Below are 24910 nucleotides of genomic sequence, written 5' to 3' on the forward strand. Positions count from 1 at the left end.
GTTTGCTCGGAATTTAAAAAGGATGAAATTGAATATGACGTGAATCCGCTTAGGTAACATGTACAAATATCAGTATGGAGCAAAAAACGCCCGATGGGGTGTTTTTTGTTCACTCAAGAACGATGTTTCAATTGATTTACGATTCCGATGATCATGATTAGAATGGCGACGTCAATTGCAAGGATGGAAATTACTCCTTAAGTAAGCAAATAGAACATGCATACACGTTTCCCAAATTCCATTGCGTAAAACACAAAAGTATTATAAATTGGAAATAGAATAGAAATGAAAGGGGTTTCAATTGATGCAGGGTGAGCGTTTTGAAAAAGGTCTGGAAGTCAGGCGCAGCGTGCTGGGCCCGGAATATGTGGACAAGTCTTTGCAAAATGCGGATGATTTCAATATGCCGCTGCAGGAATTGGTGACCGAGTATTGCTGGGGAGAAGTTTGGACCCGCGAGGGTCTGCCGAGAAAAACCAGAAGCATGCTCAATTTGGCAATGCTCACCGCATTAAACCGGCCGCATGAGCTAAATCTGCATATTCGCGGAGCCCTGCGGAACGGCTGCACAAAGGAGGAAATCAAGGAAATTTTCCTGCAGGCCGCTATTTATTGCGGCGTTCCGGCCGGTGTGGAAAGCTTCAAAATTGCCCAGGAAGTCTTTAAGGAAGAGAATCTGTAATTTCAGCAATCACAGCAAATAAAATTAAGATATCGAAGATAAAAGCATCTCGTGAAATACAGAGTGCTTTTATTTTTTCGCGATTGATTCGGGGGAGTGGCTCAATGTCTTATGTTTATTGGAAAAGAACAGGCTCGGAAAATATGGTGGCGGAAATTGTATTGGATCGGCCCGAGGTGAAGAATGCATTCAATACCGCGATGGCTGAGCAGCTCCTGCAGATTTGCAGGGAAATATCCGAGAGCGACTGCCGCGTCGTCGTGCTGGCTTCTTCGAGTCCCGGCGCTTTTTGCGCCGGCGCGGATCTGAAGGAACGCAACCGGATGACGGAGGAGGAATGGCGCAGCCAGCATAAAATTTTTGAAAAGATGTTCTATGCCGTTGCCGATCTGCCCCAGCCGGTGATTGCGGCAGTGGATGGCTATGCATTGGCGGGAGGCTTTGAATTGGCGCTGAATTGCGACATGATCGTTGCGGCAAGGACTGCCGTCTTCGGGTTGCCGGAGGTGACGCGCGGAATTATGCCCGGCGGTGGAGCATCCAGACTGCTTCCCAAACGAATCGGACTTCACCGAACCAAGGAGTGGCTCTGCACCGGCCGGTTCATCCCCGCGGAGGAAGCTCATCAAGCCGGTCTGATCAATATCCTGACTGATTCAGAGCATGTTCGGGAGAAGTGGATGGAATTAGCCGAGACGATTGCCCTAAATGCCCCCTTGGCTGTCCAGGCCTGCAAGCAAGCGTCGGATCGATTGTTCGGCATGGATGATCGGGAGGCCCGGGAACAAGAGTTGGTCTACTACAACCGGTGTGTCGATACCGAGGATCGCTTGGAAGGCGTAAGGGCGTTTGTTGAAAAGCGTCCTCCGCAATTTAAAGGGGCTTCCAAAGGATGAGATTGAATTTTAAGGAGGCGTGATGAGTGCTGAGCATTCCCAAAAAGGTTGAGATTATTGAAGTCGGCCCGCGTGACGGCCTGCAAAACGAGCCCCGGCCGATCCCGACAGGCCAGAAAAAAGAGCTTATCTCCGGTCTGGCAAAGGCCGGATTTTCCCGTTTGGAAGCAACGGCCTTTGTGCACCCAAAATGGGTGCCGCAGATGTCGGATGCCGAGGAGATTGCAGCGTACTGCAATCAGCTGGGGATCCCTTACATTGCGCTAACGCCGAACTTGAAATCCCTAGAACGGGCGATTGCCGCGAATGTTAAGCAAATTGCTGTTTTTGTCGGCGCCAGCACGGCTTTTAACATGAAAAATATTAACAAAACTACGAAACAATCATTGGATGAATGTGAGATCATATTTGAAAAAGCCAAAGACCGGAATATGTTTATTCGCGCGTATGTTTCCACGGCTTTTTCCTGTCCGTATCAGGGAGATGTGAGCTTTGATGAGCTGAATGAGGTTTGCAAACGCTTTGTTCGGCTGGGTGCCGATGAGATTGATTTAGGGGACACGAACGGGTTTGCCAATCCGCAAATCGTATACGACCGGTTCTCAAGATTAAAGGAGCTTTACCCGGATGCGGTCTTTGTCGGACATTTTCATGACACGAAGAAGATGGCTCTCGCAAATGTGCTGGCCGCATTGCTTGCCGGAATCGATAAATTTGACAGTTCGATCGGCGGTTTGGGAGGATGTCCGTTCTCACCGGGCGCCAAAGGAAATGCAGCCACTGAGGAATTAATCTGGATGTTCAATGAAATGGGAGTGGAAACAGGGATTGCGTACGAAAGATTGGAAGGTGTCAGCGCGTTTGCGAAATCTCTGTCGACTCGTCTGGCTAACTATTGAATAAGGCAACTCGATGAAATCACTTCCACTGAATTGACTGCAAAGATCAATTAAACCGTTTGATACTTTGCCGCAAAAATCGCGAGCCCCAAGTGAAAAAAATGGAGGTTATTTCAATGAAAGCAATTGTGGTCAATCGTCAGGGCGGTCCTGAAGTCATGGAATTCCGGCAGGACGTTGAGCTTCCGGAACCCGGTCCGCGCCAGGTGCTTATTCGAGTGCAGGGCACAAGTGTGAATTTCGCCGATATTAAAGCTCGCTACGGGCAATACCATGCCGCAAACGGAAAAACGCATTACATTCCCGGGTTGGATTTGACCGGCATCATTGAAAGGGTCGGCTCTGAGGTGAAAAGTCTGCAGCCCGGCCAACGGGTCATTGCTTTTCCGATCAATGGTTCTTATGCGGAGTATGCGGCGGCGGACGAGGCTCTGACCTTTCCGATTCCGGAATCCTTGAGCATTGAGACGGCGGCTGCCTGTCCAATCGTATCCTTTACCTCGTTCAATCTGCTGCATCAGGCGGCGAGACTGGAAAAAGGCGAAACCGTGCTTATTCATGCAGCCTCCGGCGGTGTGGGTACGACTGCCGTGCAGATGGCCAAATTGCTGGGAGCCGGCAAAGTGATCGGGACAGTCGGAAGTGATTCCAAAGCGGGGATCGTCCGCGAAGCGGGTGCGGACGCCGTGATCAATTATCGCCAAGAGGCGTTGGGTGAAAAAGTGCTTGAGCTCACCGACGGACGGGGAGCGGATGTGATTTTGGATTCGGTCGGAGGGGAGGTGTTCGAACAAAGCTTGAAGGTGTTGGCGATGTTCGGACGGCTCGTGAATTTCGGCGATGCCGGCGGAGCGGGAATCGCGGATTGGGGCGAATTGAAATATTCAAGCTGCCGTTCCATCATCGGGTATAGTTTCGGCACATATCGAAAAAATCGTCCTGAGACTTTAAAGGAGACGGCGGCCAATGTGCTTTCCTACCTTGCCGAGGGTGAATTAACGATCTATGTGAGCCGGGCTTTTCCGCTGGCGGAGGCTGCCCAGGCCCATCAATGGATGGGAAGCCGCCAGCATACAGGGAAGCTTATTTTACTGACATAACTTCAAAGCGAAATTAATTGAAAAAGTAGAATTGGAGGTTATGAAGAAAGCAAATTTTCAATATCTTCTATTGATAGTAAAAAAATGTCAGTAGGAGGTATGAAAATGAGCGGAGCTTTGGATGAAATATTGTCGGCGAATAAAGCGTATGCCGATAATTTCGGGGACAAGGGCAACCTTCCGATGCCGCCCGGCCGCAGGATCGCTATTTTAACCTGCATGGATGCAAGACTGGATGTAGGGCGATTCGCCGGTTTGAAAGAAGGGGATGCCCATGTCATCCGTAATGCCGGGGGACGTGCGAGTGACGATGCCATTCGTTCTCTCATTATTTCTTACAAATTATTAGGCACGCAGGAATGGTTCGTCATTCATCATTCAGATTGCGGGATGGAAACATTCACGAATGATATCATGCATGGCCTGCTGTTGCAAAGCCTGGAAACCGCCAAGCTTGAAGAGGGCAAATGGGTGGATACGGGTAAAGGCACAGGTTCCCGTGCCGGACAATTCATTAACTTTTTGACAATTCAAAATCAGGTGCAAAGCGTTTGCGATGACGTGGAACGGATCCGCAATCATCCGCTTGTGCCTAGAGACATTCCCATTTATGGATTCATTTATGATGTCAAAACGGGTCTGCTGAATGAAGTAGCGCAAGCTAATGAAATCGGGAAGGCTAAATAAAGTATTAAAAAGAGACGCCGCGGCTTCTTCAAGCTTCGGTGTCTCTTTTTGACCACATAAGAATTTATAAGTTTCCGGTCATTCGGAAAGGCAAATTCTTATTGGCATAAAAACCTTCCTCTTAACGCGGTCGCTCATCGTTGAATTGGCCTCGATAGAGGTTTTTTTAATGCGCTTACGTTTGGCATAGGCTAATCAAGGTTATTTGTATATTCATCGAAAGAATGGGCTTTCTTATGGAAAGAGGCAGTTTGGAAATTGGCCTGCTTGCAGGAGATGCTGCAATATCCGGCCTGTAAAATTTGCTTGCTGTTGATTTGTCGGTATCCGGTCTGAAAGATCCTGTCTTCACTATTTTTGATATGGGTTTCGTGACAAGCGATGCAAAAAAATTGTTCCATCCGTACGCGCCCCCTAAAAATTGGGTAGTCTAGAAATTAGTATACAACACTTTTAGTTCTTTGCATACAATCAGCACCCAAAAAAATTTATTTACATTACAAAGTTCGACAGTCATTGAACCTATCTTCAATTAAGATAGATTTGTATGCGTTGGCGGCCCCATTGCTCACCTTCGTCATGTCTACAGGTATGCTTCAAACGCAGAAAATGGACAAATCCATAAATTAAATCGGCTCATAGCTTGCGGTATCGGTTCAGTTTAGTTGAGGCAAGACGTTGGGGAGAGAAGAAGAGAAATGAAACAACCGGAATTAAATTATGCTTTATTTATGGAGACGTTTTTTAATCATTCCGTGGATGCCATAACGATCATTGGGGCAGACAACATCATCCAATATGTGAACCCGGCCTTTGAAGCCTTATACGGCTTATCCGCAGATACGGTGGTCGGGAAGAATGTATGGACCCTGTGGCCGGAAAATACAAACGACTTTCCGTGGATGGCAAGCAGAATTTTGCAGGAAAAACAGGTATCCGAATATGAGACCCGAAGGAGAACGGCTTATGGACATTGCGTGGATGTCAGTCTGACGATTTCCCCGATTCGGGATTTAGACGGGAATATACGGGCATATCTGACGGTGGGTCGGGACATTACGGAAAAAAAGCGAATGGAGCGGGCGCTGCTTGAGGTTGAATCGATGTTTCGGCTGATTGAAGGGAACATATCGGATGCCGTAGCGATTGTAACTCGTTCGGGCAGGATTGAATACGCCTCCACATCTTATGAAACGTTCCTGGGAATTCGCATTACAAACATTATAGGCGGAATTGCCGTAGACTGGATTCACCCGGATGATATCAATCGGACAAAGGATATATTCATCAATTTGCTTCATGAGAAGAAACGCTGTCAATTGGAATGCAGGCTGAAGCACCGAGACGGTTACTGGCTTGATGTTGAGACTGCGATGACGCCGATTATGGATGACAACGGCGAGGTGCGCAAAATCATTTTAGTCAGTCGGGACATCACGGACCGGCGCCGCGCGGAACAGCTACTCCTGCAGGCGGAAAAGCTGTCGGTGGTCGGTCAGCTTGGGGCAGCCTTGGCCCACGAGATACGGAATCCTTTAACGTCGGTCAAAGGTTTTTTTCAATTGTTAAACAGGGATACGTTGGGAAAAGAGCATTACTTCAGCATCATTTTTTCGGAACTGCAGCGAATAGAGGATATCATCGGGGATTTTTTGAATTCGGCAAAGCCGCAGATTAACGGTTTCCAAGTTTGCGATGCATGGGAGCTTCTGCGCAAATCGATTTCGGTGATGCAGCTCGAAGCGCATATGCATAACATCGAAATCCGGCTGGCCTCGGCTCAAGCATATTTGCCCATCCGTTGTGATGAGGACAAGCTCAAACAGGTCTTCGTGAATGTAATCAAAAATGCGATCGAATCGATGAGCCGCGGCGGAGTGATTACCGTAAATGCCGAGCTTGCCGGGGACGACAGGATATGCATTCAAATTACAGATCAGGGGTGCGGGATCTCTGCCGATCTTTTGCCGCAGCTGGGGCATCCTTTCTATACGACGAAGGAGAAGGGAACGGGAATGGGACTGGCGGTGTGCTCGAAAATCCTGCATGAGCATAAAGGAGAAATGAGTTTTGTAAGCTCACAGGGAGAAGGCACCCAGGTATCCATCAAGCTTCCCAAGACTGAACCTCTCGTTTCCGATGCCGATTCTGCAAAATGATTCTCCTGTCGAAATCCTATAAATTGATAGCTTTCCGAGCTCTGGAAAAAAAGAAAAAAACACACGTATTAATAAAAAAACACACCCATTTTTTCATGACAGTCAGTAGAATATAAGAAACAAACAAATAAATCTTAGTGGGGATCTCGTTAATGGTAGTGATCTGGAAATTATAAGAGAGGCAACCGGATTTTTGGTTTGGCCTGATATTGGCGCACTTGTGTTTGCGAGCATACAGTTTTTTGCAGACAGGGGTGAAATGGGCGTCGGCATTCATTTCCGTCGGCGCGCTGGCGGGTCTGACCAGCGTCCTTTTGGTGTCGTTGTACGGACAAAGCCGTAGTTTTTTCGCCATGTCGCGTGACGGGCTTCTTCCCAAACGCTATTGCGCAATCCATCCCCGGTTTGGAACACCTCATAAAATTACCGCCGTCGTAGGGGGATTCGTGTCTCTTCTGTCCGCTTTCGTGCCTATCGGAATCATAGCGGAAATGGCTAATATCGGAACCCTATCCGCTTTCGTGCTTTCTGCCGCAGGTGTGATTATCTTAAGGATAACCCATCCCGAATTGCATCGGCCTTTCAAAATACCTTGGGGTCCGGTCTTTCCCGTTCTGTCCATCCTGTTTTCGATTTACCTGATGCTGATTTTATCGGAGATGACCTGGATCCGGTTTGCGGTATGGATGGGTGCGGGCTTGTTGATCTACGGGGGGTATGGGTTCCGGCACAGCCGTCTGGGGGGCGAAGGATCATATCCGATGAGTTCTGACCGGTTCAAATTTGCATATGTATGTAACAAGGTATGGCTTTGGACGAAGGGCATGTACTTGAAACCCAGAAAATAGACGTCACAAGTAGAGCGTAAGTGAATTTACATGTGAGTAAAGGGTGATAAAGGTTGCCTCTGCCTATGCAAGGTCTGAGCTTTAGTATGCTGTGGAATCCGGATGTGCTGCTGCAAGCCGTCGTGATGCAGATCATTTATCTGCTTCTCTTATCCCGTCCGATTCGCGCATGGTTTTCCGGGTCGCGGAAAGTTCCTCTAAGTCAAATCGTTTCATTTTTGGGCGGTCTATGGGTATTTTACTTCAGCTTTGGTTCGCCGATTGATTATATGTCCGACGAGCTGCTCTTCAGCGCGCATATGGTTCAGCACATGCTGGAAATCATGCTGATGACGCCGCTTCTCATCTATGGAATTCCGGATTGGTTCATTCGCCCTGTGCTGAAATGGAAGCCGAGTGCAGTCTTGTTTAAGGCTTGGACGAATCCGGTGGCGTCGGCGATTGTTTTTAACCTTTGCTTCAGCGGGTTCCATATTCCGGCCATTTACAATAAAACGCTTGTAAACGATACCTTTCACTTATTCGAGCACGCCGTTTTTTTTGCAACCGCCTTTTTCATGTGGTGGCCGCTGCTGAGTCCGCTGCCGGAACTGCATCGGCTGCAGTCCGGCGGAAGATTGATGTACCTGCTGTTTAATTTTAACTTGATGATGCCGATCTCGGTGCTCTTAATCTTTGCACAGCAGGAGTGGTATCCTTTTTATTTGACCGTACCCCGGGTGTTCGGCTTGGATCCGGTCAGCGATATGCAGCTTGGCGGTTTGATCATGCTGATTGGAATGGCCGTTCCTTATGGCGCCAGTTCGCTTATATCCTATCTGAAATATAATGAGGCTGCCTGGTATGCGTGAGACGGTTGGTCAGCGCGTTCTGCAGTACGGATTAGGGATCTTGTGGCTGCTTGACGGCTTGCTGCAGTCGCAGCCGCTCATGTTCACCACCGATTTTTATGCGCTTTATCCGCCGAATATCATGGAAAGCCTGCTGCAATCCGCGACGGACGGCCAGCCTGCCTGGCTCGCGCATCTGATGGAGTTGGGCATAAGGATGTGGGCGTATGCGCCCGTGCTTTTTAATATCGGGGCGGTTGTCCTCCAAGTGGCGATCGGTTTGTGCCTATTGATCGGACGCAGCAGGAAATTTATCCGGGCCGGGCTGTGGGTCTCGATAATCTGGGGCATTGTGATCTGGATTTTTGGCGAAGGTTTGGGCGGACTGCTGGCTGACAGTCCGAACTATTGGGATGGATTTCCCGGTGCGGCGGCTTTGTATGTCATCGGCGCCATCTTCTTGCTGCTTCCCGACAAACATTGGCATTCCGGACTCGCCGCACGTATCCTCCAAGCAGGAATGGGCATGTATTGGCTGGCAATGTCGATATTTCAGGCGCTTCCATCCTCCGGCTATTGGAATTCGGATGCGCTGGCCACTCAAATGGCAAATGCGGCCTCTCTCCCGCAGCCGCATTTTTTGTCCGCACCGATCGAGTCATTCGTTTATTTGACAGGAGACCAGCCTGTCTTGTGGAACGCTATCTTGACGCTGGTTCTGCTGCTGCTTGCTGCCGTTTATTTGAGCGGCGGATTCTCCCGCGGGGTCCTCTGGCTTTCCATGCTGTGGCTGTTTTGGAGCTGGTGGTTCGGCCAGGATTTTGGCGGAATTTTTTCAGGCATGGGTACGGATTTCAATTCCATTCCGGTGCTTGCCTTATTCACGTTGGCCGCCTGGAACGTGGACGGCGGGACGGCTGCTGCGAAGCCTGCTGTCTTGAAAATTCGCTTCCGCTAAAAAATAAATTCTACTGAAAGCGGGCTGAATTCACTTTCTGAAAATGAAAAAACCGTTAAAGCGTCGGTATTTTTGGTGCTATTTGAACCTGGTCTTTATAGATGGAAACTGGGCTTCCTCCTGCGGCTTTCGGATAATCAGATTCTCATCGCCGGGCATCAGCCTTTTTCCGGATTTGAGCACGTAGCGGATCCAGGAGCCGGCCATCCATGATGTAACCAGAGCCAGCATGACCAGAATCGCAAAAAATTCCTGATTGATGATGCCCAATGAAAAAGCGACCGTGGAAAGCACAATCCCCGGACCTCCCCTTGCGTTCATGGCGGCCGCCAAATTCAGGCTGGTCAATCGATCCTCCTTGATCAATCGGCTGGTAAAGTACACGACTACGGTTTGGACAATTGTGGCAAAAAGCAGATATATGAGGAAGTATTGGAGACTGAAATGTTTGGCCAAATCCAGCTTCAGCCCTACAATCGCAAAATATAAAGGGATGAAGAAGGAGAAGGATATTTCGACGACGCTTGTTTCAACACGGCGCGTCAAATTTTCGGGAAGCGTAATTCGGGTGGCGATCCCGGCCATCAGAGCCCCGTACATGACATCGACGTTCAGGTAACCGGCAATGTCGGAAAGCCCGAGCAGCAGCACCAGGAAATATCCGAGAAAGGAGGCGCGAAACAAAATATTCGCCGGTTTCGAGGTCACTCGCTTCAAAATCCAGGGCAGAATGAACAACGCCACAACCAGAAAGCCCAGAGTTACACCGAGGCTTTGCAGGATGACCGCCATATTGACTCCCGTGTTGGAGCTGACGATTCCCGAGGCGACCGCCAGGGCAACCCACAGAATGATATCATGGATCCCGGCGATTCCGACAACGATTTTGGCGAATCGCGAATGCATGATGCCGAGGTCCTGGAAAATCTTTGAGATGACCGGAATGGAGGTCACGGCAATGGAGATGGCTATAACGATTTTTAAGGCGATCTCGTTATTTGCGGACCCCATAAAAGCGGCCGGATTGAACAGGTAGGTTGAAAGCCAGCCCATCAGAAAAGGGATGATGGTCGAACCAGCGATGATGGCAATTCCGATTTTAGCATCCTTTCGTTCAAACCGGTGCTGGAATTTCAGGCCGGATGTATACATCAGCATGATTAACCCGAGCTGATACATCAACCCCAGCAAATCGCTTTCCGACGGGAAGCCCAGGAAAAGCCAATGAAATTTGTCCGGAAAAAAATATCCCATGAGCGTAGGTCCCAGCAGCAGCCCCCCGGCGACCTCGCCGATAACTCTGGGGATGGTCAGGCGTTCCGCAAGATAGCCGAGGATATTCGCTGCAGCCAATAATGCCACAATGGCAAACAAAAACCTTGTTAGTTCCTCGCCGCCTAAATTGAACAAGACGATTCCCTTCTTTCCTCGAATTGGTCAAGGCCCGATGGAAACGGGTCATGATTCTTTACCATATTCGCGGACAAGGCTATTATGGAAGGGTGTTTGTCCTGTCGGACAAGCCTGATATGCGTCCAATTATGCTGTTTTCTTATTTGCGCAGCTTCGACTTGGAGGCATGGATTTCGTGCTCCTCCAATTTCTTGTAAAGGGTCGTTCTGGAAACCCCCAAATATCTTGCGGATTTGCTGATATTTCCCTTGAACTTCATTAAGGTTTCAATCAACAGGATCCTTTCGTTTTGTTCGCCGACTTTTTTAATCTCTGTCATATTGTCAGAGGGCACATATTCTTCAGCAAACGAATTATTGGAGTGATAAATAATGTGCTCAGGCAAATGTTCAAGCGAAATGTGCTTGGAATTTGCCGCCAAATAATAGGAGCGTTCGATCACATTTTTTAATTCGCGCACATTTCCGGGCCAGCTGTATTTCATCAAATGTTGAACGGCTTCTTCAGTCAGCATTTTGGCATGTGTGCTTGAGCTTGAGTTCAGCTCATCGATAAAATAAGCCGTCAATTCCGGAATATCATCCATTCTTTCCCGCAGCGGCAAGAGCTCGATCGTAAAAACATTCAGCCGATAGTAAAGATCGCTTCGAAAGGATCCTTTGTAAGCAATCTCCTGCTTGATATTTTTATTGGTTGCCGCAATAATGCGAACATCCACGGGGATGGGAACGTGGCTTCCAACCCGGGTGACCTCCTTTTCCTGCAAAACCCTTAAAAGGGTGACTTGCAGCTCCAACGGCATATCCCCGATTTCATCAAGAAACAAAGTTCCGCTGTTGGCCGCTTCAAATTTCCCGGGGCTGCCTCCCTTTTTGGCACCGGTAAAAGCGCCGTCGACATACCCGAACAATTCGGCATAAATCAAATCTCTCGGCAAGGCTCCACAGTTAAGCGCAACGAACGGCTTGTCTTTTCTTCTGCTCTCATTGTGGATGGCCCTGGCAAACACTTCTTTTCCGGTTCCGCTTTCGCCCAAAATCAATACATTCGCATCGATTTCGGATGCGGATTTGGCCAAATGGACGGTTCTCAAAAACCGGTCATTGGAACCGATGATGTCGCTCAAGTAAAGCTGGCGTCTATTTTGGGCATGACGGTAGGCGGCTTCGCTTTTGATCGGATTAATATAAATATAACGGTAAGGAGGAAACGGAATAATCCGGACCTCAAACTGTTCGTCAAAAATTTTCTTTCTGAGAAAAGTTTCGGATTCCTGAAAATCATCCTGAATATCTTTAAAAATCGTGCGGACCGTATTATGTTTGTCCAAATACAATTTTTGCGCGGAACTGTTCATAAACAAGATTTCGCCGCCCTCCGCGACAAACAGGCTTTCCGGAATTCGGTCCGATATATCCTTCAGCATTCGTTTAAACAGCTTGGATTGATCGATATGCTCATGAGTTTTGACGCTAATTTTTAACAGATTGCTAATATATGAAACGGTTTTGTCATCCGGTTTGTTTTTCATATCTTCCAATTTGCAAAAAAGCCCCAAAACTCCCTTGATGGATCCTTTATCCCCTTTGAGCGGGAACCCTATTGAGATAAAAGAGTGCAGATCCTCAAGCTCATGCTCTTTACCCTCTACAGGCACTATCGTATGCCCGGATAAAGCCAGCCCCACGCCCGATTGCTTTAGGGGAGGAGTGCTCCATGAGGTTCCCGGCGCCAGACATGCTGGATACAAGCGTTCAAACTGGTCATCACAAAAGCTTTCCAGCAAGTAACCGTCCTGATCAAAAAAAGCAAAGGTGAACGGCAGAAAATCAGTCGCTTTTTTGATATCTTCGATGAGCGCGGCATATTCATCGAGTCTTAAAGCCAGTTCCTGCTGCGAAATGGTTTCAAAGCTCGAATCGGCGATGGAATGATCGGAAAAAAGCTCATCGAAAAACGGAACAGGCGCAATCGCGTCATCGGATTCCCAGACAATATCGAATTGTCCGTTTTCATTGACTCTGCCGATGCGCGAGTTTAACCAAAGATGCCTGTTTTTTTCATCGACGCGGATGGTTCCCTGCGGGGCCTGGTAAGTTAAGCCGGACAAGCTTTGACGCAAGGAATCGGCATCAATGCTGTTGGCTTTGCGCATAGCCTCCGATAATAAAAAAATGCTGTTATAAGCGTTTTCCATCGCGGAGCTGATAACATCCGTACCGTAGGATTGGCGATACTCCGAAATGAACGACTGGTTCGATTTTAATGAGACGGAATTAAAATACGGGAACGAAGAGTAGTGTCCGACGGCATATTTCGGGTTCATGACCTGAATTTCCGTTTCGGCCGTGATTGAGCTCGTGATCGGGGATTTGAAGCCCGCTTGCTGATACTGCTGATAGAAGGATACTACACTTTCCCCCACGAGTGTGGAAAAGACGACCTCCGGGTTGGTTTGATCGATTTCTATCAAATGCTTGTTGAACTTTTGCGTTCCTAACGGCGCATAGGACTCGCCGACAACATAGCCGCCGTGTCTCTTGATCAAATAGCCGATATGCCGGTTCGTTTCCCTCGGGTAAATATAATCGGAGCCGATCAGATAGAAAGACTTGCCCAAGTTTTCGATGATCCATGGAATGAAGTAAAGAAGCTGCTGATTGGGAAGGGGGCCGCAATAAATGATGTTCGGGTGCCGTTCTTCACCTTCATATTGGGTCGGATAAAACAACAGGGTGTTGTTCTTCTCCAGCACCGGAATAACCATCTTTCTGCAGACGGACGTATACAGACCGACCAAAGCTTTAACCTTATCGGAAGCGATCAATTTTTCTGCTTTTTTGGCGGCAAGAAACGGGTCCGAAGCGATGTCTTCAACAATCGGAATGAGCTTTCTTCCGTTGATCCCGTTTTGCTGTTCATTCACCTGCTTGATGGCCAGCAATACAGACTGGTATTGTCCTCTTTCCGTTAATCCGGTGGTTCCCGTCAGAGAAAACAGAATGCCGACAGGTATTCCATCATGAGCATCCATCATTCGTTCTCCCCCTTTCCCACGAAGCTTGTGGATTCTATTATATTGAGGACCCAATATTTTCAGTATTTTTTATATTTTGAGTTTATGTCCAATATTGCAAATTGTCAAATTATATTGTTCAGGATTGTTCAGTCGCGTTCATGTTTATAAATGGACAAAAAGTTTACACTTTGATTGCTTAGTGAACAATATTCCGACAATTTAGACTATTAATCTATATTTAACAGCCCCTGATTGATTGAAATTCGCTTGAATGGCCTGCGCAAAGCAGGAGATTTCAACTCTTCTTGAATATGGCATGAAAGTTGCTAGACATACATGCAAGATTGATTCTGCGAACAAGGAGGTTAATTTTCAAGAAAACAAGGGGGGTTCGGCATGCCGACAGGCACAATTTCGTCATCAGAGGATATGGTAGGGGTTGCCGTTGTAAATTATCAGGTTCCCGTCGTGAACAACAAAGATGAAGTTCTGGCAAACTGCTTTCGCATTGCGGATTTCGTCGATGGCGTGAAACGCGGATACCCCGGTCTCGATCTGATTATTTTTCCAGAATATTCAACACAGGGCTTTCATTTGACCAAATGGCGCGAATTATCCACTACAGTTCCCGGACCAGAGACCGAAATTTTTTCGGAAGCGTGCCGTCGGAATAATGTTTGGGGGGTATTCTCGATAACCGGGGAGCTGAATCTCCAAGGAAATCCCTGGGATACCTTCCTTCTCATCAATAACAAAGGGGAAATTGTGCTGAATTATCACAAAATCAATCCCTGGGTTCCGATGGAGCCGTGGTATCCGGGTGACCGGACGACGGTTGTGGAAGGTCCGAAAGGAATAAAAATCGGCGCCATGATCTGCTATGACGCCAATATTCCGGAACTCAGCCGTGATCTTGCCTTAAAAGGCGCGGAATTGATTGTGCTGATTCAAGGATATATGAATCCCGCCCGGGAGCAGCAGCGCATCGTCACACAGGTTCGAGCGTGGGAAAACCTTGTTTATTTGGCCAATGCCAATTTGGCGGGGCGGGATAAAACGTATTCGTATTTTGGACATTCCAGCATCGTCGATTACGACGGGACAATTATTGTGGAATGCGACGGGACTCCCGACCAAGTAACGTATGCTCTGCTGTCCGTTTCTTCCATCCGGGATTCACGGAAAAATTGGACGGCGGAAAATCATTTGTTCAATCTGAATCACCGCGGCTATTCAATCGAAACGCTTAAGGGGGGGTTAGGCGCATGCCCATATGATTATATTCAGGAATGGTCAAGCAACTCGAAGTCCTTTATGAAAAAAACGGAAAGCATAACGAAATTCAAAACAGCAGAGAAGAGAGTTCTCGCAAGAACGAAAATCAGATGATTGAAAAAATTAAACTGGGGGAATGGCAAATGAAAAAATGGACAGTTTGGATTGCGCTCTTGACTTTGATGATGCTTCCGGTGTTATCCGCTTGCAGCAGCAGTACCGGCGGAAGCGGCGGCGGAGGCAATGACGGCATTAAGGTCGGCGTCCTGTTCTCGCTGAGCGGCGCGACGGCCGTAACGGAAAAGGGAATGGCCAATGCGACGCTGATGGCGATTGATGAAATCAATGCAAGCGGGGGTGTCAACGGAAAGAAGCTGATTCCCGTTCAGGAGGATTTGGCGTCCGAGCCTTCGGTGGCTGCAACGAAAGCAAAGAAACTGCTGCTTGAAGACAAAGTAGCGGCGATCATTGGATGCTATACATCCGCAAGCCGCCAGGCGGTGCTTCCGATTGTCGAACAAAATAACGGCCTGCTGGTTTACCCGACCCTGTATGAAGGCGAGGAGTATTCCAAAAATATCATTTATACCGGGGCGACACCGAACCAGCAACTGCAGGACTTCGTTCCATGGCTGGTTAAGAATGTCGGCAAAAAATTCTTTTTTGTCGGCTCCGACTATGTCTACCCGGCTGAAACCAACAAGCAGGTGAAAGCGCTGCTTCAGCAGCAGGGAGGGCAAGTGGTCGGCGAAGAATACGTGCCGATCGGCCAATCCGAGTTTTCATCCGTTGTGAACAAAATCAAAGCTGCCCAGCCGGACGTTGTATTCTCCGACCTTGTAGGCGACAGCGTGTCCGCCTTCTATAAGCAATACAAAAATTTCGGCATGGATCCGAAGAAGGTGCCGATTGCCAGCCCGATTACGGCTGAAACGGATCTGATTTCCATGACCAAGGATGTATCGGCCGGGAATATCTCCTCCTATGGATATTTTCAAACGCTGGATACCCCGGAAAACAAAAAGTTCGTTGAAGCCTACCATAATAAATATGGAAAAGACGAGCCGATTACCGATGTTCATGAATCTGCTTACTTCTCAACTTATCTGCTAAAAATGGCGCTTGAAAAAGTCCAGGATCCTTCCGACACGACCAAGCTGATCGATGCGTTTGCGGGATTGGAATTCGATGCCCCGGAAGGAAAAATTAAAGTGGATGAAAAGAACCATCATACCTGGCTGCATTCTCGCATTGCCAAGGTCAACGATAACGGGCAATTTGAAGTGATTGTAAATTCCGATAAGCTGATTCATCCTGAGCCTTGGGCCAAAGTCATCTTCCCTGACCATGCAGAACCCTGGAATAATTAATACTTTAACGATCGGGGGTAGAATCGCCGCTCTACCCCTTTATTCCTAAAAGGAGGAGACGTAAATGGTCATCGGACAGGTGATTGCCGACGGAATCAGTATTGCCGGAATTCTGATTATCGTTGCTCTGGGTCTGGGTATAATTTTCGGCGTCATGAAAGTCATCAATATGGCACACGGCGATTTGATTATGATCGGCGCCTATACGACATATGTGTTCAGCACGGTAATGAAGCTGCCGTTTTTCGCAGGCATGATCGCGGCCTTTGTCGTAACTGCCTTGGTCGGAGCTTTAATAGAGATGCTGGTCATCCGGAAATTGTACGGGCGGATTCTCGAAACGCTGCTTGCCACTTACGGTGTCTCTTTGCTCCTTCAACAAATCGTCAGAATGATTTTTGGACCGGGAGGCAAATCGGTCAAGAATCCGCTGGAAAGCTCTCTGTCCATAGGAAGTGTGGTTCTGCCCCATTTTCGTTTGTTTATCATCCTGTTTGCAGTCTTTTTGCTGCTGCTGGTCGCTTTTGTAATTTACAAGACCAAATTCGGCATTCAATTCCGGACTGTCTCGCAAAACCGCGAGATGAGCGAATGTCTGGGCATCAATACTTCGCTCATCGACACCTATACATTTGCATTCGGAGCCGGCTTGGCGGGAATAGCGGGCGCGGCGCTTGCGCCGTTAAAAACGGTTTCTCCAACAATGGGACTCGACTATTTGGTGGATGCGTTTATGGTTGTCGTTCTGGGAGGCGTCGGTTCGTTGACGGGCACGGCGATCGGCTCCGGCGTCATTGGTGAAGCGAATCAATTGCTGACGCTGGTTACGACGGAAACGCTCGGAAAAATCCTTGTATTTATTCTTGTTATTATTGTGATTCGATTTAAGCCCGAAGGATTATTCAAGATGGAAAGGAGATAGTCATGCTGAAAAAAATGAATTTGGAAAAGCAGCTTGGGATTTTGATATTGGCTTTTTTGGCGCTATTTCCTTTGTTTGCCTCGGGTTTCCGCGTTGAATTGATGGGCAAATTTGTCGTTTTCATTATTTTTGCAATAGCGCTTGATCTGGTATGGGGCTATACGGGACTCTTGAGCCTGGGGCATGCCGTGTTTTTTGGGCTTGGCGGTTACATGCTGGCCTTGTCTTATATTCTGCAGAAGGGCGTCCCGATGTTCATGACGCGGTTTGGAATCAATGAAATCCCGCAGTTCATGACTCCGTTGCTAAGTACGCCGGTCGCTTTTTTGCTGGGGCTGATTCTTCCTTCGCTCTTGGCTGCCGTTATCGGATACTTCATCTTTAAAAGCAAAGTCAGCGGCGTCTATTTTGCGATTATATCGCTGGCCCTGGCGGGGCTGTTTCAACTGCTGATCAACGATTTGCAGGCATATACCGGGGGATTCAACGGTTTAAACGGACTGCCCCGCTTCCCGATCTTCGGCAAGCCGCTCAGTGTCAACACTTATTATTATTTGCTGGTGGTTATGGCGCTGCTGATTTATTTGTTTGCCCGCTGGCTGACACGCTCCCATTTTGGAAAAGTCGTTAAATCGATAAGGGAAAATGAGAACCGGATTCGTTTCTTTTCCTACAATCCGGCCAATTACAAAATATTTATTTTTACGATATCCGGTTTTCTTTCGGGCTTGGCCGGCATGCTGTATGTTCCGATCAATGGTTTTATTTCTCCTCTGGATGTAGGAATCGGCATGTCGACTTTGTTGGTGGTTTGGCTGGCTATCGGGGGACGCGGAACCTTAATGGGCGCTGTTGTCGGGGTGCTTATCATCAACTGGCTCTCCAATCTTTTATCCGAACGCTACCCGGATGCATGGCAGCTTTTTATCGGGACGGTTATCGTGCTGGTCGTATTATTCCTCCCCAATGGAATTTACGGCTCCTTGGAAGCGCGGTTGAATCAGAAAACGTTATCAAAAAGGGCTAGCGTTTCGCAGTTGGAAAGGGGGATGCAGCGTGGCGAAGATTTTGGAAACAAGCGGTCTTACCGTTGAATTTAACGGGTTCAAGGCCGTATCCGACTTGAATTTTTCTTTGGACGAAGGGGAACTGCGCGTCATATTGGGTCCCAATGGAGCGGGAAAGACCACCCTGATGGATCTCATTACGGGAAAAACCAAACCGACAGCCGGATCGATCCGTTTCAAAAACCAGGAAATCACGGGAATGGAGCCCTATGAGATTTCCAAGCTTGGCGTCGGACGCAAGTTCCAGGGCCCGAATCTTTTTGACAATCTGACGGTCAATGAAAATATCGAGGTGGCTTTTAAAGGCTTTCATCAGGTGTTCAAAGCGTTATTTTACAAGAAAAATCATGAAATTAAAGAAAAGATGCAGGACATTCTTGAAAAAATCAATCTCAAAGAAAAGCAGTACGACATCGCCGTAAACCTGTCCCACGGCGAGCGGCAGTGGCTGGAAATGGGCATGCTGCTTGCGCAAAATCCGGAACTTATTATTCTTGACGAACCGACTGCCGGTATGACCGCGGATGAAACCTATAAAACGGGAGAATTGATTGAAACCCTGTTTAAAAATCATTCGGTCATTGTCGTGGAGCATGACATGGCGTTTGTGCGGCAGGTCGCCCGAAAGGTCACCGTTCTTCACCAGGGAAAGTTTCTTGCGGAAGGAAGTCTGGCTGAAATCGAACAAAATTCGAAGGTTCAAGAGGTTTATTTGAGGGAGGGTACGCATGCTTAAAGTCAGCTCTCTTCATGTTGCCTACGGTAAAAGCCGCATCGTCAACGGCGTCGATATCGATGTCAAAGCAGGCGACAGGGTTTGTTTGATGGGACGCAACGGTGTTGGAAAGACGACCCTGCTCAAAAGCTTCATGGGTGTTCTGCCTTCAAGGCAGGGAAGCATTTCGCTGGACGGCCAGGAGATTACCCGCAAAAAAGTGAATGAGCGCTCCCGCATGGGGCTGGCATATGTCCCGCAAGGACGCGAGATCATCCCGATGCTTACCGTCCAGGAAAATCTGGAATTGGGCGCGATGGCGCATAATCCGAAAGAGACGAAGCAGCGAATGGAAGAGGTTCTGGGGTATTTCCCAGCCCTGAAGGAGCATTTGCCGCGAAAAGGGGGGGTGCTTTCGGGCGGTCAGCAGCAGCAGTTGGCGATCGCAAGAGCTTTAATGTCCAAACCGAAAATTCTTTTTCTCGATGAACCGTCTGAAGGCATTCAACCGAATTTAGTAGCGGAAATTGCCCAGATCCTGAATAAAATTCACAAGGAAAAATCGTTGGCGGTGTTTATTGTCGAACAAAATCTTGATTTTGCCTTTAAGGTGGCGCAGCGGTTTTACATTATGGAAAAGGGTCAGATCGTGCATTCGGGCAGCTCCTTGGAAGCTGGTGCAGACTCCATCAAAAAATATTTGACCATCTAAAAAGGGGTGCTGCCATGTCTCCCGCGGAGTCGGCTCAACAAGCAGGAATTTCATTTATTAAAGCCGTTTTGAGAGGCATTTCCCAAGTTATCCTGATTGAAAATGCATTGACCGGTTTGGCAGCGCTGATCGGAATCTTCTCGGCGTCATACGGCTTGGGGATCGTTGCGGCGCTGTCCTCAATAATCGGAACTGCCGTCGGACGATGCTGCGGGGCCGAGAGGAAGGTTGTCGATCAGGGGCTGTTCGGCTATAACGCCGTGCTGACGGGCATCGCCATCGCGCTTTTTTTGGATGGACCGGGAAAATGGATCGTCGCTCCGGCAGCGGCTTTCTTGTCGGCGATATTTGCGGCTTCAATGATGAATTGGCTTGGACGAATTCAACTCCCGGTTTTCACCTTTCCGTTTATCGTCCTGACATGGGTCATTTTGCTTGCCGCCTATCGAATGGATTTTATCGCATTAAATCCTGTTTTAAATCCGCAGAACGTTTCGGATATCCATCAGAGTCTCACGGACATCCCCGATATTCTGCAGGGTGTTGTTCACGGTGTGGGCCAGGTATTTATCATGGACGATTTCATAGCAGGGCTCATCATTCTCTCGGGTGTTTTTCTGGCCGGAATCAGACCCGGCATCTCTGCCGTTCTCGGATCGGCCGCGGCTTGGTTGACCGCATATCTGCTGGGAGCGGAGAGCTCATGGATCGACCAGGGCCTGTACGGGTATAACGCGGTTCTGACCATGCTGGCGTTATCATGGACTTTTCCATCAGAGCGCGGACGCCGCTTTAGTTATTTGGCCGGGTTGGCTGCAGCAGCCTCCTCGGTGCCGGTTACGTCGGGCATCAGCGTGTTTCTGGCGCCTTACGGTTTGCCGGCCTTTACAATGCCTTTCACCTTAACCGCTTGGATTTCCCTGAGTGCAAGACAATGGTTTCAAAAAGCCGGATCAAGTTGAGGGGGTGGTCTATGGATTGACTGGGCGAATTTGAAATGTGCGTTCATGTTTTCTGCAATTTTAAAAAAATTAATTATTTGAGAGGAGCAATCTTCAATGAGACATGGAGATATTTCAAGCAGTAACGATACAGTAGGAGTGGCGGTTGTCAATTACAAAATGCCGCGGCTGCATACCAAGGCGGAAGTATTGGAAAATGCCCAAAAAATCGCCGACATGATCGTGGGCATGAAGATGGGCTTGCCGGGCATGGATTTGGTTGTATTTCCCGAGTACAGCACGCAAGGAATCATGTATGACACCAAAGAAATGTTTGAAACGGCATCGGTCATTCCGGGTGAGGAAACGGAAATTTTCGGCGCAGCCTGCAGAAAGGCGAATACGTGGGGTGTTTTTTCGTTGACCGGCGAACGCCACGAGGAACATCCGAGAAAGGCTCCGTATAATACCCTCGTCCTGATCAACAACAAAGGCGAGATTGTGCAGAAATACAGAAAAATTCTGCCGTGGGTGCCGATTGAAGGCTGGTATCCCGGTGACCAGACATATGTCACAACCGGTCCGAAAGGATTGAAAATCAGCCTGATCATTTGCGACGACGGCAACTATCCGGAAATTTGGCGCGACTGTGCCATGAAGGGCGCGGAGCTGATCGTCCGCCCGCAGGGATACATGTATCCGGCCAAAGATCAGCAGGTCATGATGGCCAAGACAATGGCATGGGCCAACAACAGCTATGTGGCCGTGGCGAACGCGACCGGTTTCGACGGGGTTTATTCATACTTCGGTCACTCCGCGATCATCGGCTTTGACGGAAGAACTTTGGGCGAATGCGGCGAGGAGGAGTACGGCATCCAGTATGCGGAGCTTTCCCTTTCGCAAATTCGCGATTTCCGGAAAAACGCTCAGTCCCAAAATCATTTGTTCAAGCTTCTGCATAGGGGTTATACGGGAATCCTCAATTCCGGCGATGGCGACAAGGGGGTTGCCGAGTGCCCGTTTGAGTTTTACCGCACTTGGGTCATGGATGCCGAAAAGGCCCGCGAACAAGCGGAGCAAATCACGAGATCGACGATCGGCACAGCGGAGTGCCCGATCGAGGGAATTCCGAACGAGGGCAAGGAAATGGAAGGCAGCAAGAAATAATAAACGGCTTGAAGGTTGAATGAAATTGTGTTTAGGTAAGGGGTCAGGTTGAAGGGAGTCTGTCCGATGATGTTATGGAGGAAAAAGGGAATGAGTATGAATAGTTTAAGCTTATGCTCCCGATGCAGTTTTCTTCGAAAACTTGTACACCTTTAAAACCGGGAATTATCCGAAAAAGTCCAATCAAAATTCCTGGTTTTAAGAGCGGAGAAGTGCCATCCCTTTTTCCGGAATAACCACTAAATCGAATAAATTCACGAACTGTACTCTTTGTGCAGACTCCCGGCATCTTGATCTGACTCCTTATCTTAAATTGTGGAGGTGACCGGATTGCCATTTATCAACGACAAGCTCGAGTATCTGGCCAAACAAGCTGCAAGCCATGCCCCGATTGAAGATGCAGCTGCAGACAGGCCGGACGACAAAAAATTCAAGACCCGGTTTGTTTTTCGGGTGGATGAGGTCATGGCAAGGATGCGCAGCCGGATATACGGACAGGACAAAGCGCTGGAATCCATTGAAAATATGCTGAAAATTGTGCGGGCGGACATTTCCGATCCGGACAAACCTTTATTCGTTTCGCTGTTTATGGGACCGACCGGGGTTGGAAAAACGGAGATCGTCAGAGTGCTGTCGGAAGCGATATACGGCCATCGCGACAATTTTTGCCGGGTTGACATGAATACGTTGTCTCTTGACCATTATGCCGCGGCGATTACCGGATCGCCGCCGGGCTATGTGGGGAGCCGGGAAGGCTCCACCATATTGGACAAAGAAAAAATAGAAGGATCATTCAGCAGGCCGGGCATTATTTTGTTTGATGAAATCGAAAAAGCCAGCCCGCAGGTGATCCAGACTTTATTGAATATTTTCGATAATGGCAAAATGGCGATTGCTTCCGGCGAGGAGACGATCGATTTTCGCAATTGTTTGATATTTATGACCAGCAATTTGGGGGCCAAAGAAGTATACGACTATCTGGACCGCGGAATTTTCTTCCATATTCGGCACTTCTTCACCTTGTTCCGTTCCGGTGAATACGATTCGGTGCTGGACCAAATCACCAAAAAAAATCTTGAAAAAACATTCAAACCGGAATTTATCAACCGGATTGATGAAATTATCACGTTCAACCGTTTGGAGAAAAATAATTTGACGGAAATCATCGACGCCTATCTTGGACAGATCAATAAACGCCTGGAGAAGCACAATTGCTCTCTGCAATTGGATGCCGGCGCCAAACAATTTGTTTTGGATAAAGGGTTCGATGTCAGGTACGGAGCACGGGCGCTGAAAAGAGCACTGCGGCAATATGTGGAGCTGCCGCTGTCCGATCATTTGATCCGGTCGGGAGGAACCGGACAGCCCTATCAATATGTGGGCTATGTCGAGAACAACCGGATCCGCATCGTTCAGACAACGGCATAGAATCGGAACAGGCGGAAAATTAAGGAGGCAAGTTTTTGCCGGTACGGCCCAAGGCCAATCCTGCAGGGGACCTATGCCTCCGTTTGATTTTCGGCGGCGCGGGATATTCCGTTAATTCGTTACCGTGTCATACGGCCAGTCTTTCATTCCTGTTTCAGTATTGATAATGCTTTTGAAGCCCTGGCTCCACATAATTTCACTTGCCGCTTTCGAGCGGTTGCCGCTGCGGCAGATAACGATATATTCCTGCTTCGGATCAAGCTTTTGCAGGGCAGCCTTCGGATCGGCCTGAATGTCCTGCAGCGGAACAAGGATGGCGTTCGGAATATGCCCGGCCGCATACTCCTCCGGAGTGCGGACATCGATCACGGCAGCGCCTTGGTCGATTTTTTGTTTGGCGTCTTTCAGGCTGACGGTCGGATAGGATTTTTCAGTGGAGCAGCCGGCCAGAATGAACAGGAACAGTACGGTAAACAGCAGTGTTTTTTTCATCCCCAAATACCCCCATGTGTATGTCTTTCAGCATTACTATAACATAGTTCACCATTTTTCGCACCGCCATTTTCATCCACCGGCAATTTTATTCATAAAAAATACATCATTTGGAAATCATAATTTTGTTGCCTTCGCGACAATGAAGCCGAAAGGAGGGGGCTGCCATCGGTCTGTGGAATCTGAAGCAGGAAGCCTCGGGCATCATCGCGCGCGGAAATGCCGGAGTCGGTCGCAGCACGAAAAAACTGCTGCGCGCCATAGCTCCCAGACAGATTGCGGTGATTCATCATCAGGACATTGATGAAATGGGCGCCGCCGGCCTGATCGAGGCGAAAGTCAAAGCGGTGGTCAACGCGGCTCCCACGATGAGCGGGAAATACCCGGTAAACGGGCCCCTTTTTCTGCTGAATGCGGGTATCCCGGTATGTGAAATTGCCGAGGAATATTTCGCTTTTTTTGCTGACGGCCGGGAGGTTGTCATTGAAGAGAATTTCATCCTGCATCAAGGCTTCCGGATTCCGTATACGCTGTTCACGAGGGAACGCTGGGAGCAATTGAACGTGTTGGCGGGGCGGAATTTGGGATCTCGGCTCAGCGAATTTATCGACAATACGCTTCATTATGCCCGCAAAGAAAAAGATTTCGTGATTCACCCGCTGGCGGTTCCGCTTTTGCGTACGGCCATCCAAGGCCGGCATGTGGTCGTGGTGGTGCGCGGGAGCGGGTATAAAGCGGATCTGCGGGCATTGAAGGATTATATTGAGGATTACCGCCCGGTGCTGATCGGGGTCGACGGCGGCGCCGATGCGCTGTTGGAATCCGGGTATACCCCCGATCTGATTGTCGGCGACATGGACAGCATATCTGACGCGGCTTTGTTGTGCGGCTCGGAAATTTTGGTGCACGCCTATCCTGACGGACGGGCTCCGGGAATCGGCAGAATCGAAAGCCTGGGCCTGCAGGCCCAATGTATTCCGGCGCCCGGAACCAGCGAGGATATCGCTCTGCTCGTCGCCTTTGAAAAGAATGCGGAATTGATTGTATCCTTGGGGACGCATACCCATATGATCGATTTTTTGGAAAAAGGACGCAAAGGAATGGCCAGCACCATGCTGGTCAGAATGAAAATCGGCTCCAAGCTGGTAGATGCCAAAGGGGTATCCAAGTTGTATCATCGTCCGGTCAAATGGAGGAGCATGTGGATCGTGCCATTGGCGGGTTTTTTTCCGCTGGCCACGCTGGCGCTGATTCATCCCGGTTTCCGCCATTTCTTCTCGGTGATGTGGACGTATGTGAAATTCAGAATATGGTCATGAATTGAGTGAGG

Annotated in this window: 22 protein-coding genes; 19 read left to right on the forward strand and 3 right to left on the reverse strand. The window is 48.6% G+C overall.

The window, feature by feature from the left end:
* The first annotated feature begins 304 nt into the window (after positions 1 to 304).
* The 9 genes from pcaC to VF724_RS17955 all read left to right on the forward strand — a co-directional run bounded on the left by pcaC (position 305) and on the right by VF724_RS17955 (position 9059).
* Positions 305 to 682 (forward strand): 4-carboxymuconolactone decarboxylase, encoded by a 378-nt coding sequence (gene pcaC / locus VF724_RS17915; protein ID WP_371755612.1) that lies wholly within the window; start codon positions 305 to 307, stop codon positions 680 to 682.
* A gap of 104 nt (positions 683 to 786) precedes the next feature.
* Positions 787 to 1578: an enoyl-CoA hydratase/isomerase family protein gene (locus VF724_RS17920; RefSeq protein ID WP_371755613.1), complete on the forward strand. Its 792-nt coding sequence runs from the start codon at positions 787 to 789 to the stop codon at positions 1576 to 1578.
* 26 nt (positions 1579 to 1604) lie between these two features.
* Complete coding sequence (locus VF724_RS17925; RefSeq protein WP_371755614.1) at positions 1605 to 2477, forward strand: hydroxymethylglutaryl-CoA lyase; 873 nt, start codon at positions 1605 to 1607, stop codon at positions 2475 to 2477.
* 116 nt (positions 2478 to 2593) lie between these two features.
* Positions 2594 to 3577, forward strand: coding sequence for a quinone oxidoreductase family protein (locus VF724_RS17930; protein ID WP_371755615.1), 984 nt, complete (start codon positions 2594 to 2596; stop codon positions 3575 to 3577).
* Between the two features lie 105 nt (positions 3578 to 3682).
* A complete protein-coding gene (locus tag VF724_RS17935) occupies positions 3683 to 4264 on the forward strand; it encodes a beta-class carbonic anhydrase (RefSeq protein ID WP_371755616.1) in 582 nt (193 codons plus the stop codon).
* Between the two features lie 698 nt (positions 4265 to 4962).
* Positions 4963 to 6423: a PAS domain-containing sensor histidine kinase gene (locus VF724_RS17940; RefSeq protein ID WP_371755617.1), complete on the forward strand. Its 1461-nt coding sequence runs from the start codon at positions 4963 to 4965 to the stop codon at positions 6421 to 6423.
* A gap of 224 nt (positions 6424 to 6647) precedes the next feature.
* Positions 6648 to 7271: an amino acid permease gene (locus VF724_RS17945; RefSeq protein ID WP_371755618.1), complete on the forward strand. Its 624-nt coding sequence runs from the start codon at positions 6648 to 6650 to the stop codon at positions 7269 to 7271.
* Positions 7272 to 7324: 53 nt separating this feature from the next.
* The gene (locus VF724_RS17950) at positions 7325 to 8122 is read left to right on the forward strand and encodes a cytochrome c oxidase assembly protein (protein ID WP_371755619.1); all 798 of its coding nucleotides are present in this window, start codon (positions 7325 to 7327) and stop codon (positions 8120 to 8122) included.
* Entirely contained in the window at positions 8115 to 9059 is a 945-nt protein-coding gene (locus tag VF724_RS17955) for a hypothetical protein (protein WP_371755620.1), read from the forward strand. The genes VF724_RS17950 and VF724_RS17955 overlap by 8 nt, the downstream gene beginning before the upstream one ends.
* 78 nt (positions 9060 to 9137) lie before the next feature.
* Here the strand turns inward: VF724_RS17955 and VF724_RS17960 are convergent, their stop codons facing one another.
* Both VF724_RS17960 and VF724_RS17965 read right to left on the reverse strand, forming a co-directional pair.
* Positions 9138 to 10469, reverse strand: coding sequence for a cation:proton antiporter (locus VF724_RS17960; RefSeq protein ID WP_371755621.1), 1332 nt, complete (start codon positions 10467 to 10469; stop codon positions 9138 to 9140).
* A 142-nt stretch (positions 10470 to 10611) separates the two neighbouring features.
* Positions 10612 to 13509, reverse strand: a complete 2898-nt coding sequence (locus VF724_RS17965; protein ID WP_371755622.1) for a transporter substrate-binding protein — start codon at positions 13507 to 13509, stop codon at positions 10612 to 10614.
* A gap of 378 nt (positions 13510 to 13887) precedes the next feature.
* Here VF724_RS17965 and VF724_RS17970 point away from each other — a divergent pair, with 378 nt between their 5' ends.
* The 9 genes from VF724_RS17970 (at position 13888) to VF724_RS18010 (ending at position 23088) form a co-directional block, all read left to right on the forward strand.
* Positions 13888 to 14880, forward strand: a complete 993-nt coding sequence (locus tag VF724_RS17970) for a nitrilase-related carbon-nitrogen hydrolase (protein ID WP_371755623.1) — start codon at positions 13888 to 13890, stop codon at positions 14878 to 14880.
* Positions 14881 to 14909: 29 nt separating this feature from the next.
* A complete protein-coding gene (locus VF724_RS17975) occupies positions 14910 to 16136 on the forward strand; it encodes a transporter substrate-binding domain-containing protein (protein WP_371755624.1) in 1227 nt (408 codons plus the stop codon).
* Between the two features lie 64 nt (positions 16137 to 16200).
* Positions 16201 to 17058, forward strand: coding sequence for an urea ABC transporter permease subunit UrtB (gene urtB / locus VF724_RS17980; RefSeq protein WP_371755625.1), 858 nt, complete (start codon positions 16201 to 16203; stop codon positions 17056 to 17058).
* Positions 17059 to 17060: 2 nt separating this feature from the next.
* Positions 17061 to 18152: an urea ABC transporter permease subunit UrtC gene (urtC, locus tag VF724_RS17985; RefSeq protein WP_371755626.1), complete on the forward strand. Its 1092-nt coding sequence runs from the start codon at positions 17061 to 17063 to the stop codon at positions 18150 to 18152.
* Positions 18115 to 18861, forward strand: a complete 747-nt coding sequence (urtD, locus tag VF724_RS17990) for an urea ABC transporter ATP-binding protein UrtD (RefSeq protein ID WP_371755627.1) — start codon at positions 18115 to 18117, stop codon at positions 18859 to 18861. Before urtC ends, urtD begins: the two co-directional genes overlap by 38 nt.
* Entirely contained in the window at positions 18854 to 19552 is a 699-nt protein-coding gene (gene urtE / locus VF724_RS17995) for an urea ABC transporter ATP-binding subunit UrtE (RefSeq protein ID WP_371755628.1), read from the forward strand. The genes urtD and urtE overlap by 8 nt, the downstream gene beginning before the upstream one ends.
* 14 nt (positions 19553 to 19566) lie before the next feature.
* Positions 19567 to 20514 carry an urea transporter gene (locus tag VF724_RS18000; RefSeq protein ID WP_371755629.1) on the forward strand — a complete coding sequence of 316 codons (948 nt, stop codon included), beginning with the start codon at positions 19567 to 19569 and terminating at the stop codon, positions 20512 to 20514.
* A gap of 96 nt (positions 20515 to 20610) precedes the next feature.
* Positions 20611 to 21660: an aliphatic amidase gene (locus tag VF724_RS18005; protein ID WP_371755630.1), complete on the forward strand. Its 1050-nt coding sequence runs from the start codon at positions 20611 to 20613 to the stop codon at positions 21658 to 21660.
* Positions 21661 to 21990: 330 nt separating this feature from the next.
* Entirely contained in the window at positions 21991 to 23088 is a 1098-nt protein-coding gene (locus tag VF724_RS18010) for an AAA family ATPase (protein ID WP_371755631.1), read from the forward strand.
* A 111-nt stretch (positions 23089 to 23199) separates the two neighbouring features.
* Here the strand turns inward: VF724_RS18010 and VF724_RS18015 are convergent, their stop codons facing one another.
* Positions 23200 to 23580 (reverse strand): rhodanese-like domain-containing protein, encoded by a 381-nt coding sequence (locus VF724_RS18015; RefSeq protein WP_371755632.1) that lies wholly within the window; start codon positions 23578 to 23580, stop codon positions 23200 to 23202.
* Between the two features lie 206 nt (positions 23581 to 23786).
* Here VF724_RS18015 and steA point away from each other — a divergent pair, with 206 nt between their 5' ends.
* Entirely contained in the window at positions 23787 to 24899 is a 1113-nt protein-coding gene (steA, locus tag VF724_RS18020; RefSeq protein ID WP_371755640.1) for a putative cytokinetic ring protein SteA, read from the forward strand.
* The last annotated feature ends 11 nt before the right edge of the window (positions 24900 to 24910 follow it).

It is taken from the genome of Ferviditalea candida (assembly GCF_035282765.1).
In the GTDB taxonomy this organism is placed as follows: Bacteria; Bacillota; Bacilli; order Paenibacillales; family KCTC-25726; genus Ferviditalea; species Ferviditalea candida.